At 71.8% G+C, this 19,242-nt stretch carries 15 protein-coding genes; 11 read left to right on the forward strand and 4 right to left on the reverse strand.

What is annotated here, in order from left to right; translation table 11 throughout:
- Positions 1-125 precede the first annotated feature (125 nt).
- Positions 126-617 carry a MarR family winged helix-turn-helix transcriptional regulator gene (locus D7X12_RS11090; RefSeq protein WP_120625236.1) on the forward strand — a complete coding sequence of 164 codons (492 nt, stop codon included), beginning with the start codon at positions 126-128 and terminating at the stop codon, positions 615-617.
- Between the two features lie 39 nt (positions 618-656).
- Here the strand turns inward: D7X12_RS11090 and D7X12_RS11095 are convergent, their stop codons facing one another.
- The 4 genes from D7X12_RS11095 to D7X12_RS11110 all read right to left on the reverse strand — a co-directional run bounded on the left by D7X12_RS11095 (position 657) and on the right by D7X12_RS11110 (position 3,762).
- Positions 657-1,376 (reverse strand): energy transducer TonB, encoded by a 720-nt coding sequence (locus D7X12_RS11095; RefSeq protein ID WP_120625237.1) that lies wholly within the window; start codon positions 1,374-1,376, stop codon positions 657-659.
- Positions 1,377-1,396: 20 nt separating this feature from the next.
- Positions 1,397-1,831, reverse strand: a complete 435-nt coding sequence (locus tag D7X12_RS11100) for an ExbD/TolR family protein (protein ID WP_120625238.1) — start codon at positions 1,829-1,831, stop codon at positions 1,397-1,399.
- A gap of 3 nt (positions 1,832-1,834) precedes the next feature.
- On the reverse strand, positions 1,835-2,527 hold the full coding sequence (locus D7X12_RS11105; RefSeq protein ID WP_120625239.1) for a MotA/TolQ/ExbB proton channel family protein: 693 nt from the start codon (positions 2,525-2,527) through the stop codon (positions 1,835-1,837).
- Between the two features lie 239 nt (positions 2,528-2,766).
- Entirely contained in the window at positions 2,767-3,762 is a 996-nt protein-coding gene (locus D7X12_RS11110) for an aldo/keto reductase family protein (RefSeq protein ID WP_120625240.1), read from the reverse strand.
- A gap of 154 nt (positions 3,763-3,916) precedes the next feature.
- Between D7X12_RS11110 and D7X12_RS11115 the strand changes: the two genes are divergently transcribed.
- From D7X12_RS11115 to D7X12_RS11160, 10 genes are all read left to right on the forward strand, one after another.
- Positions 3,917-5,455 (forward strand): hypothetical protein, encoded by a 1,539-nt coding sequence (locus D7X12_RS11115; protein ID WP_120625241.1) that lies wholly within the window; start codon positions 3,917-3,919, stop codon positions 5,453-5,455.
- 18 nt (positions 5,456-5,473) lie between these two features.
- Positions 5,474-6,472: an AAA family ATPase gene (locus D7X12_RS11120; RefSeq protein WP_208718949.1), complete on the forward strand. Its 999-nt coding sequence runs from the start codon at positions 5,474-5,476 to the stop codon at positions 6,470-6,472.
- Positions 6,465-8,243, forward strand: coding sequence for a hypothetical protein (locus D7X12_RS11125; RefSeq protein ID WP_147443609.1), 1,779 nt, complete (start codon positions 6,465-6,467; stop codon positions 8,241-8,243). The genes D7X12_RS11120 and D7X12_RS11125 overlap by 8 nt, the downstream gene beginning before the upstream one ends.
- On the forward strand, positions 8,240-9,223 hold the full coding sequence (locus D7X12_RS11130) for an ABC transporter ATP-binding protein (protein ID WP_120625243.1): 984 nt from the start codon (positions 8,240-8,242) through the stop codon (positions 9,221-9,223). The genes D7X12_RS11125 and D7X12_RS11130 overlap by 4 nt, the downstream gene beginning before the upstream one ends.
- Positions 9,220-10,752 carry an ABC transporter permease gene (locus D7X12_RS11135; protein WP_120625244.1) on the forward strand — a complete coding sequence of 511 codons (1,533 nt, stop codon included), beginning with the start codon at positions 9,220-9,222 and terminating at the stop codon, positions 10,750-10,752. Before D7X12_RS11130 ends, D7X12_RS11135 begins: the two co-directional genes overlap by 4 nt.
- On the forward strand, positions 10,749-11,609 hold the full coding sequence (locus tag D7X12_RS11140; RefSeq protein WP_120625245.1) for a DUF58 domain-containing protein: 861 nt from the start codon (positions 10,749-10,751) through the stop codon (positions 11,607-11,609). Before D7X12_RS11135 ends, D7X12_RS11140 begins: the two co-directional genes overlap by 4 nt.
- A gap of 94 nt (positions 11,610-11,703) precedes the next feature.
- Positions 11,704-13,437: a vWA domain-containing protein gene (locus tag D7X12_RS11145; RefSeq protein ID WP_120625246.1), complete on the forward strand. Its 1,734-nt coding sequence runs from the start codon at positions 11,704-11,706 to the stop codon at positions 13,435-13,437.
- A 58-nt stretch (positions 13,438-13,495) separates the two neighbouring features.
- Positions 13,496-16,243 carry a VWA domain-containing protein gene (locus D7X12_RS11150; protein ID WP_120625247.1) on the forward strand — a complete coding sequence of 916 codons (2,748 nt, stop codon included), beginning with the start codon at positions 13,496-13,498 and terminating at the stop codon, positions 16,241-16,243.
- 91 nt (positions 16,244-16,334) lie between these two features.
- Positions 16,335-17,069, forward strand: a complete 735-nt coding sequence (locus tag D7X12_RS11155; protein WP_120625248.1) for an endonuclease/exonuclease/phosphatase family protein — start codon at positions 16,335-16,337, stop codon at positions 17,067-17,069.
- A gap of 67 nt (positions 17,070-17,136) precedes the next feature.
- Positions 17,137-18,795, forward strand: a complete 1,659-nt coding sequence (locus tag D7X12_RS11160) for a hypothetical protein (protein WP_244224487.1) — start codon at positions 17,137-17,139, stop codon at positions 18,793-18,795.
- The last annotated feature ends 447 nt before the right edge of the window (positions 18,796-19,242 follow it).

Below are 19,242 nucleotides of genomic sequence, written 5' to 3' on the forward strand. Positions count from 1 at the left end.
CGACCCCGGAGCCGCATTGAAGAACTCCGCACTGTCGGATGTTGGAATATCCGGAATGTAGTACCCCTCAAAGGTTGATGGAGTCAATTGTTTATGTGCGTCAGATGACTTAACGTAACTTCACTATGAACGGATACAGCGACAGTCACAGCGAGCAGGCGGTGCGTCCGTCGGGGGGCCCATCCGGTGGGACGGAGGCGGGCGAGGTGGGCGTCGCGCAGCAGGCGTGGACGCTCCTGTTCTCCCTGCTGCACACCCACATGCGCAACTTCCCCGCGTTGGCGGCGGAGTTCGAGCTGTCCCCGGTGCAGGCGCACGTCCTGAGGCAGCTGGGCGAGGAAGCGCTCGCGATGAGCACGCTCGCCAACTACCTGTCGTGCGACGCGTCCAACGTGACGGGGCTGGTGGACCGGCTGGAGGCGCGCGGGCTGGTGGAGCGGCGCAGCAGCGAGCAGGACCGGCGCGTGAAGATGCTGGTGCTGACGGAGGCGGGCGCCGCGTTGCGCGGCCGGCTGATGGCGCGGATGTTCGAGCCGCCCGAGTTCGTCACGGCGATGCCGGAAGAGGACCAGGTGGCGCTGCGCGACATCATGCGCCGCGCGCTCAAGACGCAGTGAGGCGCCGAGCCTCCGAGCCTCAGCGCCCGGGACCCGGCGTCAGTCCAGCAGGAACGTGTACGAGTACTTCATCTCCGTGGCCACGGCCTCGCCGCCCTTGATGGCGGGCTTGAAGCGGAAGCGCCGGATGGCATCGCGCGCGGCTTCATCCAGGCCGTAGCCGGGCCCGGAGATGACCTTCACGGTGCCCACCTTGCCGTCCGCGTCGATGGTGATGGACAGCGTCACGGTGCCTTCGATGCCGGCGCGGCGCGCCTCGTCCGGGTAGGGGATCTTCACCTCGGACGCGACGGTGGGCTCGGAGTCCACCTGGTACACGGGCACGTACTTGGGCGCGGAGTAGCCCTTCACTTCCTTGGGGTCCTTCGCGGTGCCGTTGGCCTTGCCGTAGGCGGTGTTGCCCACGGGCGCGGCGAAGGAGCCCGCGCTGGTGGTGGACGACATGGTCATGCCCACCACGAGCGGCGGCGGCTTCGCCTGAGGCTCCGGCGGCGGCGTGTCGTTGGGCGGCGGCGGCGCCTCCGACGGGGGCGGCGGCTTGACGGCTTCCGCGACCTTGATGGGCGGCGGCTTCTGCACCTCCACCATGACGAGCTCCACCGGGCGCTGGGCGGCGGTGTGCTTGCGGCCTTCCATGGTGGACAGGAACCAGAAGCCGCCCGCGTGCAGCGCGAGCGACACGAAGAAGAAGACGAGCACGAACCGCGTGGAGCGGTCGCGCCGGGGCGTCATGGAGGAGGGGAGGACCGCCTGGCTCATGGTGGCTTCGCGTGCCTTGGTCAGGGAGCGGCGGGCGCGGCCGACGGGGCCGCGTCCTTCTCGATGTTGAGGGCGAACTTCGCGATGCCCTGGCCCTTCACCACGTCGATGAGGCGCATCACGCGGCCGTAGGCGATGGTCTGGTCCGCGCTGATGATGGCGCGCGTGTCCTTGTCCTTGGTGACGGCCTCCACCACGCGGCGGGACAGGTCGGCCTCCGTCACTTCGACGCCGTCGAAGTAGAGCTTGCCCTCCTTGTCGAGCACCACGTTCACCAGGCCCTGCACCGTCTCACCGCCGTTGGCGGCGCGGGGCAGGTCCACCTCCACCGTCTCGCGGACGATGAAGTTCGCCGTCACCATGAAGATGATGAGCAGCACCAGCACCACGTCCACCAGCGGGGTGACGTTGATGCCGGTGATCTCGTCGTCGTTGTCGCCCGCGCTGCCAGCCATGGGCTAGTTCCCCCCCGCGGCGCCCGGCTTGCGCGCCTTCATGGCGCCGACGAGCGCGTGGCCCAGGGAGTTGGTGCGGCTGGTGAGCGTCTTCAGCTGGCGGCTGAAGATGTTGAAGGCGACGACGGCGGGGATGGCGACCGCGAGGCCCACGGCGGTGGCGACGAGCGCCTCGGAGATGCCGGCCATCACCGTCTGCTGCATGGCGCCGCCCTTGGCGTTCATCTCGCCCAGGTCGTTGAAGGCCTTGATGATGCCGAGCACCGTGCCGAACAGGCCGATGAACGGGGCGTTGTTGCCCAGGGTGCCCAGGAGCGACAGGAAGCGCTCGTACTGGGGGCGCTCGCGGGCGACGGTGGACGCAATCACCTGCTCCACGGTGTCGGGGCCCTGCGACGCGGAGGCCAGGGCCTCGCGGATGACGGCGGCCTCCATGCCCTTCTGGTTCTTCACCTCGGCGCTCACGGCGTCGAACTCACCGCGCGCCAGCCGCACCGCCAGCGCCTCCGAGTTCGGCAGCCGGTGGCGCGCGAAGTAGACGGCGCGCTCCAGCATCACCGCGATGGACATGACGGACAGGATGACGAGCAGCCAGAGCACCCACTCGGCGCTGCCCAGCGTCACCCCGAGCAACTTGCTGCTCAACCAGCCGAGTTCGGGTTGGGCCGCCTGGGCCAGGAGGAGGAAGGACGTCATGGAGGAGAAGCCTGGGGGTGAAGAGTGTGGACTGCTAACGCGCGAGGCCCTGTGTTGTTCCACCCGACTTAAAAGTCAAATGGATCGCCCGGGTTCACCAGGGTGTCGCAATTCAAGAAACCGCGCATGGCGGTAGGAGGGCGCGGATGTCGGATGGCGCCGCTTGAGGCACGGCGGGCGATGAGGTGCCCGCCGGCCGGGGACGGGAAGTCCGGGTTGTGGGGCTTCTCCTGTCTGCCTCAGGGCCTGCGGCTGGGGCTGGTGGTCTGCGCGGGGTCGCGCTCCACGACGGGGCCGAGGACAGCGTCGATGCGGCGCAGGAGCTCCGCGTCCAGCTTCACGCCGGTGGCCTTCACGTTGTCGAGCACCTGCTCCGGCTTGCTGGCGCCGATGATGGCGGAGGCGACGTTGCGGTGCTGGAGCACCCACGCGACGGAGAGCTGCGCGAGCGACAGGCCGGCCTCCTGGGCGAGCGGCTTGAGCTGCTGGACGCGGGTGAGCACGTCGTCCGTCATGAAGTTGGTCATGAACTGCGCGCCCTGCTGGGTGGCGGCGCGGGTGTCCGAGGGAGGGGGCTTGCCGGGGAGGTACTTGCCGGTGAGGACGCCCTTGGCGAGCGGGGACCAGACGATCTGTCCCAGGCCCTCTGCTTCAGAGGTGGGGATGACCTTGGACTCGATGACCCGCCAGAGCATGGAGTACTGGGGCTGGTTGGAGATGAAGGGCACGCGCAGCTCGCGGGCGAGCCTGGCGCCGGCGGCGATCTGCTCGGCGGTCCATTCCGAGACGCCGATGTAGAGGGCCTTGCCCTGGCGCACGATGTCCGCGAAGGCGAGCATCGTCTCTTCCAGGGGCGTCTCCGCGTCGAAGCGGTGGGCCTGGTAGAGGTCCACGTAGTCCGTCTGGAGGCGGCGCAGCGAGCCGTGGATGGATTCGATGATGTGCTTGCGCGACAGGCCGCGGTCGTTCTGGCCGGGGCCGGTGGGCCAGTAGACCTTGGTGAACAGCTCGTAGCCTTCACGGCGCTGGCCCTTGAGGGCGCGGCCGAGCACGGCTTCGGCCTTGGTGCCGGCGTACACGTCGGCGGTGTCGAAGGTGGTGATGCCCGTATCGAGCGCCGCCTTCACACAGGCCAGGGCGGCGTCCTCCTCCACCTGGGAGCCGTGCGTGAGCCAGTTGCCAAAGGAGATTTCACTGACCTTCAGACCACTGCGACCGAGAAATCGGAAGTTCATGCGCGGCACAGTAACCGCCGGTTCGCGGGGTTCGCAGGGATTCGCATCGTCCCGCCGCCCGGAGTCCGGAGGTCGACCGCTCGCGGCTGGATTCGACCGTTCCGGCGCGTCGCTTGTGAACGGTGGGTCGGGTGTCCGACACTGCCGCCCACGCATGGCCGCCAGCGAAGAACGCCGCTTCCAGTCCCTTGTGCTCGCGCCCATCCGGCGCGTGCAGCGGCGCCTCAACGTCGTGGCGTGGACGGGCGCGGGCCTGGTTCCCATCTGGGCCACCGCCACCGCGTGCGTGCTGTGCCGGCTGCTCCTGCGGGGGGCCTCCGTCTGGGCCGTGCCTCCGCTGGTCGTCGCGGGCCTCGCGTGGTGGTTCGTGCGCGCCCGCTCCCGGGGCGTGTCGCTGGAGTACGCGGCGGTGCTCGCGGACCGCTCCGCCAACGCCGGAGGCCTGCTGCTCACGCGCCTGGAGCGCCCTGTCGGTGAGTGGGAGCTGAGCCTCAACCAGTTTGCCCAACAGGTGAAAGCTCCGGAGGTGCCGTGGCGCCGGCCCGTGGGGGCCCTGCTGGGCGCGCTCCTGTTCGTGGCCGTGGGGTTCCTCGTTCCGTTGCCGGCCCTGCGCGCCTCGAACATCAACGCCGCTGCCGCCACCCAGGTCGCCGCCGTGCAGGCGCAGGCCGAGGCGCTCGCCCGCGAGGAGCCCCTGGGCCAGGACGTCGAAGAGGAGCTGCGCCGGCTGTCCGAGGAGGTCGCGCAGGGCCGCTTCGACTCCACCGACTGGGAGGCCTCCGATGCCCTGGAGCAGCGGCTCGCCGAGCGCGCCTCCGAGGCCGCCGCGGAGTTGAACCGCGCCGCTGAAGCCGCCGCCGAACTCGAGGATGCCCTCCACGCCGCCGGTGGCGCCGAGTCCGCCACCCGTGAGCGCGAATCGCTGGAGCAGGCCCTCATGGCGCTCGATGCTCGCGCCGGTGGGGACCAGGACCCTGCGTCCCCTCCAGAAGGCGAACCCCAGGCGTCCCCGCAGGGCTCGCAGCAGGGGCAGGGCGCTGGAGAGCAGGAGGGCGAGAAGCAGGGCTCCCAGTCGTCCTCGGGCAACCCTTCCAGCGAGGCCCAGGCTCGCGCTTCCGCCCGGGCCCAGTCCTCCGGTTCTCCGGATCAGGTCGCGGACCTGCGCCGCACGTTGGAGCGCCGGCAGCAGGCGCTGGCCCAGCGCTTCGGCCAGGAAAACAACGCGGCGGGGAACCGTGGGGCCCAGGCGCGGCGTCCCACCCGGCGGTCCCAGTCCGGCCAGGGCCAACGGGGCCAGGGCCAACAGGGCCAGGGGCAAGGCCAGCAGGGCGAGGGTGACGGTGAGGGCGAGGGCGAGGGCCAGCAGGGCGCTCAGCACCCGAGCCGGGCTGTGCGGCCGGGCGAAGGCGCGGGCACGGGCCGGGGCGGGGAGAGCAACCCGCTCGTCTTCGGTGGGGAAGCGGAGATGGATCCGGACCGGCTGGCCTTCCAGCCGCTGCCCGAGGGCCACGGCGGTGACGCGGAAGAGTTGTGGGGCCTTCGCGCCGCGGATCCGAAGGCTCGGACAGGACCGGCGGGCGCGGCGGGTGCGCAGGGCACGGGCGCGAAGGGTGATGCGACGGCGGGACCGGGTTCGGGTCCGCTGCTGCCTCGCAACCGCGACCTCGTGAAGCGGTACTTCGGTGGTGAGTAGTCCAGAAGGGGGAACGACGTGGCAGTGGAGCTTTTGAGTCCCGCCGAGGCACAGGGCGCGGCGGACGTGGCCTCCCGGCTCAAGGCCGGGCTCAACCAGGTGATGCTCGACCAGGAAGGCGTCGTCGAACAGGTGGTCGTGGCGGTGCTCGCCCGGGGCCACGTGCTCCTGGAGGGCCTGCCCGGCCTGGGCAAGACGGAGCTGTGCAAGGCCCTGGGGCGGCTCTTGTCGCTGCCCTTCCGCCGCATCCAGTTCACCCCCGACCTGCTGCCCGGCGACATCACCGGCACCTACGTGCTCGAAGGCGAGGCGCGCCGTGACTTCGTCTTCCGCGAGGGCCCCCTCTTCGCGAGCCTCGTGCTCGCGGATGAAATCAACCGCTCCAGCCCCAAGACGCAGTCCGCGCTGCTGGAGGCCATGCAGGAGCGCTCGGTGACGGTGCTGGGCCAGACGCGGCCCCTGCCGGATCCGTTCTTCGTGCTCGCCACCCAGAACCCCATCGAGCTGGAGGGCACCTACCCACTGCCCGAAGCGCAGCTGGACCGCTTCCTCTTCCGCATCCTCGTGCCGCCCGTGGGCGCGAAGACGCTGCGCACCCTGCTCACCACGCGCGTGCGCGGCGCGCCCCCCGCGCAGGAGCCCGTGCTGGACGCGGAGGGACTCGCGCGCCTGTTCGCCGCCGTGGACCGCGTGCACCTGCCCGGCCCGGTGGCGGACTTCATCGGCCGGCTGGTGGAGGCGACGGATCCGCGCCAGGCCTCCGCTCCTGAACCCGTGCGCCGCTTCGTGCGCTTCGGTGCGAGCCCCCGCGCGGCGCTGGCCCTCGCCGCCGCCGGCCGCGCGCTCGCGCTCCTCGCGGGCCGGCCCAACGTGGGCTTCGATGACGTGGTGGCCGCCGCCCCCGCCGCCCTCAACCACCGTCTGGTGCTGGCGTACGAGGCGTCGCTGGAGAAGGTGTCCGCGCCGGACGTGGTGCGCGAGCTGCTCAAGGCCATCCCCGAGGTGCCCCGTGGTTAGTCGCGGGCCGTGTGCCGCGCTGCTCGCCGGAGTCCTGCTGTGGGCCGGGCTCGCGGGCGCCTCGGATCCATTCCCGGTGACCGCCGCCGCCGTCGCGGTGCCAGCGGAGGAGGCGGCGGAGGCCCGGCCCACGGGCTACCGCGAGGTGGTGGAGACGCCCGAGACCTTCCCCGACAAGGGCGACCTCCAGGCCACCCTGCGCTCCGTCACGCTGGTGCCCCAGCGGGGCTACACGCCCATCCAGGTGACGGTGCACAACCTCAGCGGCCAACCGCGCCCGGTGCACCTGGCCATCCAGTCCCAGGGGCGCGTCACGGAGCGCTCGCTCCAGGTGGGGCCGCGCGAGCGCGTCGTCACCTACCTGATGCTGCCCGCGGACCTGACCTCGGGACGGCTGGAGATGTCGTCGCCCGGGGTGCAGACCTCCTCCGGCGGCTTCTACCTGGACGGCTACCGCGGCGCGCGCGTGATGGTGCTGGGCGACGTGAAGTCCTTCGAGCGCACCACCGCGATGAACCGCTCGGAGGACAGCCAGGAGCCGCTCGTCGCCACGCGCTTCCTGGATGCCCGCGTGGCGCCGCGCGACCTGGCCGCGTACGTGGGCTACGACGCGGTGCTGGTGACGGTACCGCCGGGCGAGGTGCCCGATGACGTCTGGGCCGTGCTGGAGTCCTTCGCGCTGAGCGGCGGCAAGCTGGTGCTCACCCAGCCTCCCGCCAACCCTCGTCTGCACTTCCCGCTGCTCCAGGACGCCCGGGCGGAGCTGTCCGCCTATGGCTTCGGTCAGGTGCGCCAGTGCCGTGACACGCCCGCGGCATGCGGGCAGGCGCTTGGGGATGACGTGGCGTCCGCGGAGGGCATCGTGAGGCCCGCGGGCCCGCCGCCCCAGTGGGAGCGCAACGACATGCTGCGCGACGGACGGCAGCCGCTGTTGGCCAGCGCGCGCGCCCCCGTGGGTCGCTTCATGTTCCTCATCTTCCTCTTCACCCTGGCGGTGGGACCCGGCGGGTTGATGCTCGCGAGGCGCAAGGGGCCGCTGGCGGTGCTCATCGCCGTGCCCACGCTGGCGGCCGTCACCTGTCTGGCGCTGGTGGCCTGGTCGGTGCTGGTGGACGGCTTCCGCGTACACGCCGCGCGCTACAGCCTCACGCTGCTGGACCGCGAGCGCTCGCGCGCGGTGACGGTGGGGCTCGCCGCCTGGTACGCGAACCTCGCTGAGGAGACCGTGAGCATGCCCGCCTCCAGCGTGCTGCTGGGCTCGCAGGAGCCGGAGGATCCGCCGCGCACGTTGGACTGGACGCAGGGGCTGGTGCTGCGCGACAGCTTCCTGCCCTCGCGCACCTACCGCGAGTGGGGTGAGGTGGCCGTGCTCCCATCGCGGGCGCGGCTCACCGCGCGCAAGGTGGAGGACGGGGTCATCGTACAGAACGCGCTCGGCGCGGACATCGTCGCCGGCCGGCTGTCCTTCCAGGGGCAGCTCTGGACCCTGCCCGCGATGCCGGACGGCGCCGAGGCGCGGGCCGTCCCGCTGCCCCCCAGCCCTCCGGAGTCCCTGCCGGCCGAGTCCGGGGCGGACACCGTGTTGGAGCTACCGCACGAGGTGGGGCTCCGCTTCCCGTCGGCGACGTCGCCCGTCCAGGCCGAACTGGAGGCGGGGGAGTTCCTGGTCCGCGTGGGCGGCCGGGGCTTCGCATCCACGGCGGCGGTGGACGTGGACCTGGAGGACGCGGTGCACCTGGTGCGCGGTGGTTTCGAGGAGGTGCGGCCATGAGCCTGCTGGAGGTGAAGGGGTTGCGGCGCGACTACGGAGCGCTGCGCGCGGTGGACGACGTGACCTTCTCGCTGGAGGCCGGCGGCATCCTGGGCTTCATCGGGCCGAACGGCGCGGGCAAGAGCACCACGCTGCGCATCCTGGCCACGCTGGACGTGCCCACCGCGGGCGAGGTGCTGCTGGAGGGCCGGTCGCTGGTGGACGCGCCCGACAAGGCCCGGCCGCTCCTGGGCTACATGCCGGACCGCTACGGCACCTACGACGACGTCACCGTGAGGGAGTTCCTGGACTTCTTCGCGCGCGCGTACGGCCTGAAGGGCGTGCAGCGGCGGCAGCGGGTGGACTCGGTGATGGAGTTCACGGGGCTGGGCCCGCTGTCGGGGAAGCTCACCACGGAGCTGTCCAAGGGCATGCGTCAGCGCGTGGCCCTGGGGCGCACGCTCTTGCACGACCCGCGGCTGCTGTTGCTGGACGAGCCCGCGGACGGCCTGGATCCCCGGGCGCGCATCGAGCTGCGGGAGCTGCTGCGCGCGCTGGCGGACCAGGGCAAGGCGGTCATCATCTCCAGCCACATCCTCACGGAGCTGGCGGAGATCTGCGACTCCTGCGTCATCATCGAACAGGGGCGCCTGCTGGCCCAGGGCCGCGTGGAGGACCTGCTGCGCGCGAGCGGGGACGCCTCGCAGGTGACGGAGCTGGTGGTGCGGCTGGCGGCGGGCGCGGAGGGTGAGTTGATGGGCGCGCGCGCGGAGCGGACGCTGCTGGAGCAGCCGCACGTGAAGGACGTGACGCGCGAGGGAAGCGCGCTGCGCGTGCGGTTGGAGCTGGAGCCCGGCGCGGGGCCGATGGAGGCGGAGGCCGCCGCGGCGGTGCTGCTCGCGGCGCTGGTGGCGCAGGGGTTGCCGGTGTGCGCCTTCACCCCGCGCGAGCGCAACCTGGAGGATGCCTTCATGACGGTGACCAAGGGGAGGGTGGCGTGAGCACGCAAGCAAGTCCGGCGTCGGGTGCATCCGAGTCCGTTCCCGTCACCGCCGCCGGGGCGTCCGACCGGTGGGAGCGTTGGGGGGACCGGCTCAACCCGCTGGTGGTGAAGGAGGTGCGGCAGGGGCTGCGCACGCGCATCTTCTGGGTGTCCTTCGGCCTGTTGTTGTTCGCGTGCCTGGTGCTGTCGCTCGTCGCGTACGCGGACACGCAGGGGGCGTCGTATTCGCGCGAGGGGCGCACCTACTTCTTCTCCTTCTTCGTGTGCCTGGGGGTGGTGCACTTCGGCGTCATCCCGTTCAACGCGTACCGTTCGCTCGCTCGCGAGCGGGAGGACGAGACGTGGGTGCTGCTCCTGCTCACGGGGCTGGGGCCACGGCGCATCCTGCGCGGCAAGGTGGCGTCCTTCCTGGTGCAGGCGGCGCTGTACGCGTCGGCGGTGGGGCCCTTCCTGCTGTTCAGCTACTTCCTCAACGGCATCGACCTGCCCACCATCCTGGTCGTGCTGCTGCTGGGGGGCGTGTGGATGGTGTTCCTCACGCTCGCGTCGGTGTGCGCGGCGACGCTGGCGGACGGCCGGATGGGGCGGGCGGCCGTGCGCTTCGCGCTGGTGGGTGTGCTGGCGGTGACGTTCTTCCAGGCGCTCACGTTCGTGTTCATCATCACGCAGGGGCGGGGCACCGGGTTCACCTTCGACCAGACCTTCCTCCTGGGCGTGGGCGTGGGCCTGTGGCTGATGCTCACGGACGGGTGGCTGTTGTTCGAGGCGTCGGTGGCGCGGCTGTCGCTGATGACGGAGAACTACACACGCCATCCCCGGCGGGCGCTGGTGGTGCAGGTCCTGCTGACGTTCACGGGAACGGTAGCGGTGTGGTGGTACCTGGACTTCCACAAGGACGTCGCGGATGTCGCAGGCATCTTCGGGACGATGCACCTCATTGGCACCGGCCTCTTCACCATGTCGGACGTGGACGGGCAGGCCCGGCCGTTGCGCGCGGGCACGCGGCCCTGGTCGCTCTTCAAGCCCGGGGCGCTGCGCGGCTTCCGGCTGACGGTGCTGCTGCTGCTGGGGTGGGCGCTCGGATGCTCGGTGCTGCTCGCGATGTCGGGGGAGGCGACGTTGGACTGGGTGCGCAACTGGTCGCGGATGGGGATGGCCTTCACGGCGATGGCGCTCTACGGGGTGCTGTTCCTGTCGCTGGCGCTGCTGCTGGGACGGATGCCTGCCTCGGACCGCTTCGCGTCGCCGGTGTCGGTGCGGTTGCTCTTCGTCGCGCTGACGACGCTGGCCTCCGGGCTGCCGCCGCTGGTGGCGGTGTTCCTGGGCCTGGAGTCGGGGGACCCGCTGCTCAACCTGCTCAACCCCCTGGTGGGCACGGTGAACTTCGGCCGGTATGACTACGACGAGCCGTACGGCACCCGCATGACGCCGGAGCTGCTGCTGTGCGTGGCGCTGGTGACCCTCCTGGCCGCGTTCGCCGCGGACCGGGTGCTCGCCGAGCGTGAGCGGCGGGCCCACGCGTCGTGAGCACGCGGCTGGATGAAGCGGAGGTGGCGCGGCTGGTGCCGGGGTTGACCCTGGCCCTGCCGCGGCTGCCGCAGCGCGGGCGGGTGGGCGAGGTGCGCGCCTCGTCCGCGGGCAGCGCGATGGAGCTGCACGACTTCCGCATGTACCAGCCGGGGGATGACCTGCGGCAGGTGGACTGGAACGCGGTGGCGCGCACGGGTGACCTCGTCTTGCGCGTGCGGCAGGACGAGGTGTCGCCGCGCGCGGAGGTGGTGCTGGACGGCTCGCGCAGCATGGCGTTGTCACCGCGCAAGGCAGCGGCGGCGCGCGAGGTGGCGCTGCTCACGGTGGAGGTGGGCGGGAGGCAGGGGCTGTCGCCGACGCTGCTGTGGGGTGGTCCGCGGTCGGAGCGGGTGCAGGGGCTGGCGTGTCGCGCGGCGCTGCGGGGCGCGGAGTTCGAGGCGCAGGATGATCTGGCGTCGGCGCTGGGGCGGCTGCCGCCCTTGCGGCCCTGTGGTGTGCGGGTGGTGGTGAGCGACTTCCTCTTCGAGACGGACCTGGAGGCGCTGTGCGCCCGGCTGTCGCGGGGGGCGTCCGCGCTGTTCCTGGTGCAGGTGCTGGACGTGGAGGACCTGGAGCCCACGGGCGGCGAGGGCGCGCGGCTGGTGGACTCGGAGAGCGGCGTGGCGCTGGAGGAGCTGCTGACGGACAGCGTGCTGGCCGCGTACGCCCGCCGCTTCGCTGAGCACCAACGCGCCTTGCGGAGCGCCGCGGTGCGGGCACGCGGGACGCTGCTCACGGTGAGCACGGCGGACGGCCTGCGCGCGCAGGTGGCGGGGCCGCTGCGCGCGCTGTTCGTGGCGGGAGGCGGGGCGTGAGCTTCGGGCTTCCGTGGAGGCTGCTCTGCACGGCGGTCGGCCTGCGCTTGCAGGACGCAGGACCGCCGCGCGCGCTGTTCGTGGGAGGCGGGGCGTGAGCTTCGGGCTTCCGTGGGGTCTGCTGGCGCTGGGTGCGTTGGTTCCGCTGGTGGCGGCGTATTTCCTGCGCCGTCGGCAGAAGCCGGTGGTGGTGAGCGCGCTCTTTCTGTGGCGCACGCCTCGTCCTCGCGCGGAGGGTGGTCCCCGCTGGGAGCGCTTCACGCGCGAGGCGTCGCTGCTGCTGGAGGTGCTCGCAGTGCTGGCCGCGGCGCTGTACCTGGCGGACGTGCGGCTGGGCGAGACGGCGCGCCGTCGGCACCTGGTGCTCGTGGTGGATGGCAGCCTGTCCATGTCCGCTCGGTCGCCGGACGGGAAGACGGTGCTGGAGCGCGTGCGCATGGAGGCGGCGAAGCGCGTGGAGGATGAACGCGCTACGCACGTGACGGTGCTGGCGAGCGGCGCGTCGCCCCACGTGGTGGCGGGCCCGGAGGCCGATGCATCGCGGGCGCTGGGTGCGCTGGAGTCCTTCGAGTCGCGAGGGCCGGACCATGACGTCGTGCCCACGCTCCTGTGGGCGCAGGAGCTGGCGGGGCCGGGCAAGCGCGTGCACTTCTTCACCGATGCACCGCCGACGGAGGACACGGTGGTGCCGCCCGCGGTGCGCTGGACGGCGCTGGGGCGCTCGCAGGGCAACGTGGCGCTGGTGTCCGCGCAGCGGCGCGACGAAGGCGGCCGGGCCACGGTGACGCTGCGGGTGGCGCGCTTTGGCGCGGGGGCTTCGGAGGTGGAGGCTCGGGTGCGTGCGGCGCCAGGGCCCGGTGCGCGTGAAGGCACGGAGCGGGTGGAGCGGGTCGCGTTGCCGGAGGAGGGCGCCGCGACGGTGCGGCTCACGTTCCGCGAGGCGGGTGACGTGGAGGTGTCCCTTCCGGATGATGCGCTGCCGGAGGACGGGCGCGTGCGACTGCCGCCTTCGCCGGTGATGCCCGTGGCGGTGGGGCTGACAGAAGGGCTCTCTCCCGCGTCACGGCAGGCGCTGGAGCGTTTCCTCGCGGTGTCTCCGGACGTGGCGCGTGGCACGCCCGTGGCGGGTGCGCCGGTGTTGTCGGTGGGGCCTGCGCGCGCGGAGGCTCGGGTGACGTTGGGCGCGGAGGCGCCGCTGCGCACGTTCGTGGGGCCGTTCTTCACGGAGAAGGGCAGCACGCTGATGGACGACGTGCAGCTCGCGGGGGTGCGGTGGACGGCGGGCGCGAATCCTCCGGGCCGCCCGCTGGTGACGGCGGGGGAGGCGGTGCTGGTGTCGGAAGAGGAGGGTGGACGGCTGCACCTCAACGTGGACCTGGCGCGCTCCAACCTCCAGCGCACGACGGCGTGGCCCGTGCTGCTGGGCAACGTGGTGCGCGAGGCGCGGCGGCTGCGCGAAGGCTTCCCCCGGCATCAGCTCAACCTGGGTGAAGCGCTGCCCGTGGTGACGGAGGCGGGTGCTCGCTACGCGCTGAGCGGGCCCATGGGGAAGAAGCCGGTGTTCGGCGCGGGCGCGCTGAGCCTGCCTCCTCCCACGAGCCCCGGGCACTACGTGCTGGAGCGGGACGGCACGGAGGTGGACGCGGTGGAGGTGCTGGCGCTGGACGCGCGCGAGTCGGACCTGCGCGGACGGGGTAGCGCTGACGTGCCGGCGAAGGAAGCAGGGGAGGACGTGGCGGGCAACGGTGGGCAGGAGCGCGCTCGCTGGCCACTGGTGCTGCTGCTGGCCGCGCTGCTGGCCGACTTCTACGTCACGAGGAAGGTATGACTGGCGTTCTTGCGCGGACATGGCTGCTGTCACGGGGACGGGTCTTGCGGAGGACGGCGTGACCTTCTCCCTTCCGCAGGCGTGGCTGCTGCTGTTGCCGCTGGGGCTCTTCCTGTGGCGCTACGGCCGGAGGCCCGGCCCTCCCATGGTGCTGCGCTGGGTGCTGCTGGTGCTCGGCGTTGGCGCGCTGGCGGGGCCCGAACTTCGACTGGCCAACGCGGGCAGCGACGTGGCCGTGGTGGTGGACCGTTCGCGCTCCATGCCGTTGGACGTGGACCGGGTGGCGCAGGAACTCGTGTCTCTGGTCGAGTCGCAGCGCCGGCCCGGTGACCGGGTGGGCGTCATCACCTTCGGCCGCGAGGCCCGGGTGGAGTCACCGCTCTCGGATGTGGGGCGGTTCGGCGGCTTCACGCGGCCGGTGGACGCGGAGGCTTCGGACCTGTCCGCCGCGCTGGATGCGGCGGGCGCGCTGATTCCCCCCGAGCGCACGGGCCGCGTGCTGGTCGTCTCCGACGGACGGGCCACGGGCGCGGATGCTCGGGGCGCGACGCGGCGACTGGCGGCGCGGGGCATCGCGGTGGACTACCGGCAGGTGGCCCGTCCGGAGCCCGCGTTGGACATCGCCGTCGTGTCTCTCGACGTGCCCGCCACCGTCTCCGTGCGCGAACCCTTCCAGTTCTCCGCCGTGGTGCAGGCCACCGCCGCCGTCACCGGCACCGTGCGCCTGGAGCGCGACGGGCGCGTGCTGGTGAAGGGGCCCTTCGACTTCAAGCCCGGGCCGAACCTGCTGCCCCTGCGAGACCTGCTGGAAGCACCGGGCCTCGTGCACTACCGGCTCACGGTGGAGGCTTCGGGAGACGGTGTCCCGGAGAACGACGTGGGACTGGGCGTGCTGCGCGTGGAGGGGCCGCCTCGCGTGCTGCTGCTCACCCAGCAGCCCACGGGCACGCTGGCGAAGGCGCTGGGGGCCACGGGCATGAACGTGGACGTGCGGGCGCCGTTCAAGCTGTCGCTGGACGCGCTCGACGGGGTGGGGGTGGTGGTGCTGGAGAACGTGGACGCCAACGCGCTGGGCGAGACGGGGTTGAACGCGCTCGCGGACTACGTGGATCAGGCGGGAGGCGGGCTGGTGATGACGGGCGGGCGGTCGAGCTTCGGAGAGGGCGGCTACCGGCGCTCGCCCGTGGAGCCGCTCCTGCCCGTGTCGCTGGAGATGCGCGAGGAGCAGCGGCGCGCGTCGGTGGCGATGAGCGTGCTGATGGATTCCAGCTGCTCCATGGGCGTGCAGGTTCCGGACGGACGCACGAAGATGGAGCTGGCCGCCGAGGGCGTCACCGCCGCGCTCACGCTCCTCAACGGCAACGACGAAGCGTCCATCCACATGGTGGACACGGAGGTGCATGAAATCTTCCCGTTGAGCCCCGTGAGCGAAGGCCTGCCGCTGAACAAGGTGGCGAGCGGCTTCAGCGGAGGTGGCGGCATCTACGTGGACGTGGCCCTGCGCACGGCCCGCAAGCAGATCCTCCGCAGCGACAAGCCCACGCGGCACGTGGTGCTGTTCTCCGACGCGGCGGACTCCGAACAGCCGGGCGACTACCAGGAGACGCTGGCCGCGCTGCGACAGGCGAACGTGACGGTGTCCGTCATCGGCATGGGCACCCCGAAGGACTCCGACGCGGAGCTGCTGCGCGAGGTGGCCCGGCGGGGCGGCGGACGCATCTACTTCGCCGAGGACGTGATGAGCCTGCCGCGCATCTTCAGCCAGGAGACGCTCGCGGTGGCGAGGGCCACCTTCGTGGACGAGCCCGCGTCGCTGGAGGCCGCGCCGGACCTGCCGCTGCTGGGGCCGCTGCCGACGCAGGGGCTGCCGCAGGTGGGCGGCTACAACCTCACGTACCTGAAGCCCCGCGCGAACGTGGCGCTGCGCACGCTGGACACCAACGCCGCGCCGCTGCTGGCGCTGTGGCCGCACGGCGCCGGACGCGTGGTGGCGCTCACCGCGGAGGTGGACGGGAAGTACACGGGCGGGCTGCGCGATTGGGGCGCGCTGCGAGCGACGCTGGAGGCGATGGTGCGCTGGTCGATGGCGAGCGCCGCGCCGAAGGAGGACGCGGTGGTGCGCTCGGAGCGCCAGGGCAACGTGCTGCGCGTGACGTTGGACCTGCCACCGGGAGCACCGATGCCCGGAGCGCTGCCCACGGCGGTGTTGCTGTCGGGCGACGGGCGCTCCGGGGTGGAGAAGCCGCTGCACTGGGAGGACGAGGACCGGCTGGTGGCCGAGTACCCGCTGACGGGCAGTGGCACGTGGCACCCAGTGGTGAAGTGGGCAGGGCGCGTGTTGCGAGCGCCCCCGGTGACGCTGCCGTACGCGCCGGAGTTCGAACCGGGCAGCGCGAAGGAGGGGCTGAGGCTCCTGCGCGCGCTGGCCGCGGTGGGCGGGGGCCAGGAGCGGCTGTCGATGACGGGCCTGTTCCAGGAGGCCCCGGAGTCCGAGGGACGCGTGGCGCTGGCGCCGTGGCTGGTGGCGTTCGCGCTGGCGCTGCTGTTGTCGGAGGTGGCCGTGCGCCGCTTCCTCTCCGCGCCCCGCGTGCGAGCGGCCCGTGCGCGGCCCGTGAAGGAGACCGTCACGAGCAGGCCCGCGACCGCGCCGCGCACGGAGGTGGTGAAGGCGTCAGGTGGCGGGAAGCCCGCGGATCCGACGGAGGCACCCCAGGACAAACCTCCCGAACCGCCGAAGCCGCCCCCTGGGATGGACTCCGCGTTGGAGGCCGCGCGGGCACGCGCCCGGCGTCGGACGGGACGCTGAGCGGCGTCCCATTCCGCCTTTGGTCGATTTCTGATTTAACAGGTTTTGACTGTTGATCCGGGAGAGGCCTGGCGCGAGCATCAAGGGAATCATGCTCAAGCTCCTGTCCTCCGCCGTCCTCAGCCTCCTGCTCTCCCTGGGGCTCATGCCCTCCGCCTCGGAGCAGACCGAGCTGCTCGCCGTCACGACGACCACGGTCGCGACCCACAACACCCTGTATGGGCAGGCGACGTTCAGGCCGCTCGCGGACGTCATCGGCTGGCAGGAGGTGAGCACCGCCGAGGGTCACTCCAAGCTGGGGGCGATGGAGTTCTACGACCACTTCCGGCCCGGCGCGGAGCGGCTCGACGCGCGCAACTCCATCGCCATCTCCTGGCGAAGGAACAAGTACGAGAAGACCGGGGACGGGTCCCGGATCACGCACGGCGGTGAGGCCGGGGTGACGCCTGCCCGCTTCGTGAACTGGGTCGTGCTGAAGAACCTGGAGACCGGCGCGAAGCTGGCGTTCGTCAACACCCACTACATCTCCGGCGCCTGGAACGGTGAGCACCCCGAGCGCCAGGAGCGCTGGCGGACGCACAACGCCGTGGTGCGCGAGGTCGTCGCCGAGCTGCGCGGCCGTGACCTGCCCGTCGTCCTGGTGGGCGACTTCAACCGCGCGTTGTCGCAGGACATCCCCGGGATGAACCACCTGCGGACGGCGGGCGTCGACGGCGTGCCCATCGACCAGATCTACGTCAGCGTGGGCATCGGCACCGGTCCCGCGGAGCGTCTGGAGAAGTTCGGCTCCGACCACTTCGCCTATACCGCGACCGTCCAGTACTGACGCAGCGCCCCCGCTGAAGCCGGGGCGCTTTCGCGGTATGACGGCGCCGATGAAGGAGTCCCGGTCCGTGCGGTGGGGGCTCGGTGTCGTCCTGGTGGTGCTGTTGCTCCAGGCCGCGCGCCTCGCGCTGCACAAGGCGTTCAGCATCGACGAGTTCCAGTACGCGCATGCCGCGTGGCTCATGGCGCACGGGCAGGTGCCGTACCGCGACTTCTTCGAGGTGCACTTCCCCCTCGTGTACCAGTTGCTCGCGCCGCTGTTCCGGCTGCTCGGGGATGATCCGCGCAACGTGCTCGCGCTGCGCGCCGCCATGCTCGTGCCGCTCGTGGGGGCCTGCGCCTCGGTGTTCGTCCTCAACCGCCGCGAGGGCCGCACCGCCGCGCTCCTCGCCCCAGTGCTGCTGTTGCTCTCACCCGCGTACCTGCACTTCGCCACGGAGGTGCGCCCGGATGCCCTCACCGCCGCGCTCTTCCTCGGGGCGCTCGCGGCGCTGGCCGTGCAACCTGGATCCGCTTCCTCGTCCTTCCTGGCGGGCGTGCTGCTCGTCGCCGCCGGCTGGGGCTCGCAGAAAGCGCTCTTCTTCGGCGGGCTGGTGGGCGCGTTCCTCATCGGGGAGCTCCTGCTGCGCCGGGGACGACTGCCCGCGCCCCGCGCCTTCTTCCTCGGCGTCCTCACCGCGCTGTCCGCCGTGGCCGCGTACCTCACGGTCACGGGTTCCTGGCGCGCCTGGTGGCACTGGTGCTTCGTCTGGGCCTCCGAACACCAACGTCACTACCCTGGCTTCTCGTGGCGCGAATACCTGGTGCCCGCGCTGGGTGAACAGCCCGCGTTCTTCCTCCTCGCCGCCGTCGGGTTCGTCGCCACCGTCCGGGGCCTGCTGAAGCAGGGTGACCGGGGGACACCCGACGTGCTCCTCGTCATCGCCGTGCCCGCGACGTTCGGCGCGTACGCGCTCCAGCGCGCCCCGTTCCCCTACAGTCTGCTGCCCTTCCTCGGAGTGCTCGCGCCCTTCGCGGCGCGCGGAGTCCTCGCGGTGCTCTCCCGGCTGCGCACTCCCGTGGGACGCACCGTGGGGCTTGTCGGGCTCTGTGGCCTGCTCGCCGTGCAGGCCGCGCACGTGAATGCGCGGCTGGACGGTGGTGGCAACGCACGGCAGCGCGAGGTGCTCGCGCGCATCGCCACGCTCACGGGACCGGAGGACGTCGTCTACGACAACTCGGGCGGCTTCGTGAGCCGGCCCCATGCGCACTTCTACTTCTACACGGACGCGTACCTGCGCGGCTCGCTCGTGGACCTGCTGTCCCATGACATGCCCCGCGCCCTCGTGGAGCAGGGCTGCGTGTTGCGCGTGGACGACCTGCGCACCTCCGGCCTTCCTCCCGCGCTGCGCCGCTTCCTCGACGCGCACTACCAGCCGCTCGACGGGGACCTCTACCTCTGGGGCCAGCGCTACCGCGTGCCCGCGGACTCCGGAGCGCTGGACGACCACTTCCTCGCGGTGCGCGCGGACCGGTACTTCGTCCATCCCGCGAGCGTGCTCGACACCGGCGCGCTGTTCCTCGACGGCGTGCGGATCACCACCTCCGAATTCACCCTGTCCCAGGGCCGCCACACCCTTCGCTACGAAGGCCGCGCGGAGGGCCTCCAACTCCTCTGGCTTCCCCGCGACGGGAAGCGCTGGACGCCGCGTCCAGGCGCACCGGCGACGTACTCACGTCTGTTCTGATCCGACGTTCACCACCCGGTGACACGCGAGCCTCCCCACGGGGTCAGGCCTCGCATGGCCCCGCAGGACGTCCTCACTGTCGTCCCCGCCCTCTCCCGCGCCTCCTCCATTCTGAAGTCAACCGTGCGCGTCTTCACCGGCCCCGCGTCGAACTCCTCGCCCAGGCGCGAGTCCTTACTGTGCCTGCACAGGAAACTCCTGCCGTGGAGGCGCCGTGGCTGAACATGACTCGGAGCGAAAGCGAACACGTGCTCCCATCCCTTCCCAGGGAGTGATGACGCTCCTGGAGCGTTGGGTCTCCGACCTCGAACGCGAAGCTCCCTTCTCGCCCCAGGAGCCGGTGGCCGCGCCGCGTCCGCGCGCCAACCCGGCAATGCCCGCACGGCCCGACTCCGACCCCTTCTCCGAGCCGAAGCCCCGGGCCCCAGCAGCGGCACCGGCCCCAGC

It is taken from the genome of Corallococcus sicarius (assembly GCF_003611735.1).
In the GTDB taxonomy this organism is placed as follows: domain Bacteria; phylum Myxococcota; class Myxococcia; order Myxococcales; family Myxococcaceae; genus Corallococcus; species Corallococcus sicarius.

Bases quoted from the DNA above. Each gene is read 5' to 3' on its own strand.
- D7X12_RS11110 (WP_120625240.1), bottom strand. From the start codon at position 3,762: ATGAACTTCCGATTTCTCGGTCGCAGTGGTCTGAAGGTCAGTGAAATC.
- D7X12_RS11105 (WP_120625239.1), bottom strand. From the start codon at position 2,527: ATGACGTCCTTCCTCCTCCTGGCCCAGGCGGCCCAACCCGAACTCGGC.
- D7X12_RS11130 (WP_120625243.1), top strand. From the start codon at position 8,240: ATGAGCCTGCTGGAGGTGAAGGGGTTGCGGCGCGACTACGGAGCGCTG.
- D7X12_RS11155 (WP_120625248.1), top strand. From the start codon at position 16,335: ATGCTCAAGCTCCTGTCCTCCGCCGTCCTCAGCCTCCTGCTCTCCCTG.
- D7X12_RS11115 (WP_120625241.1), top strand. From the start codon at position 3,917: ATGGCCGCCAGCGAAGAACGCCGCTTCCAGTCCCTTGTGCTCGCGCCC.
- D7X12_RS11100 (WP_120625238.1), bottom strand. From the start codon at position 1,831: ATGGCTGGCAGCGCGGGCGACAACGACGACGAGATCACCGGCATCAAC.
- D7X12_RS11090 (WP_120625236.1), top strand. From the start codon at position 126: ATGAACGGATACAGCGACAGTCACAGCGAGCAGGCGGTGCGTCCGTCG.
- D7X12_RS11095 (WP_120625237.1), bottom strand. From the start codon at position 1,376: ATGAGCCAGGCGGTCCTCCCCTCCTCCATGACGCCCCGGCGCGACCGC.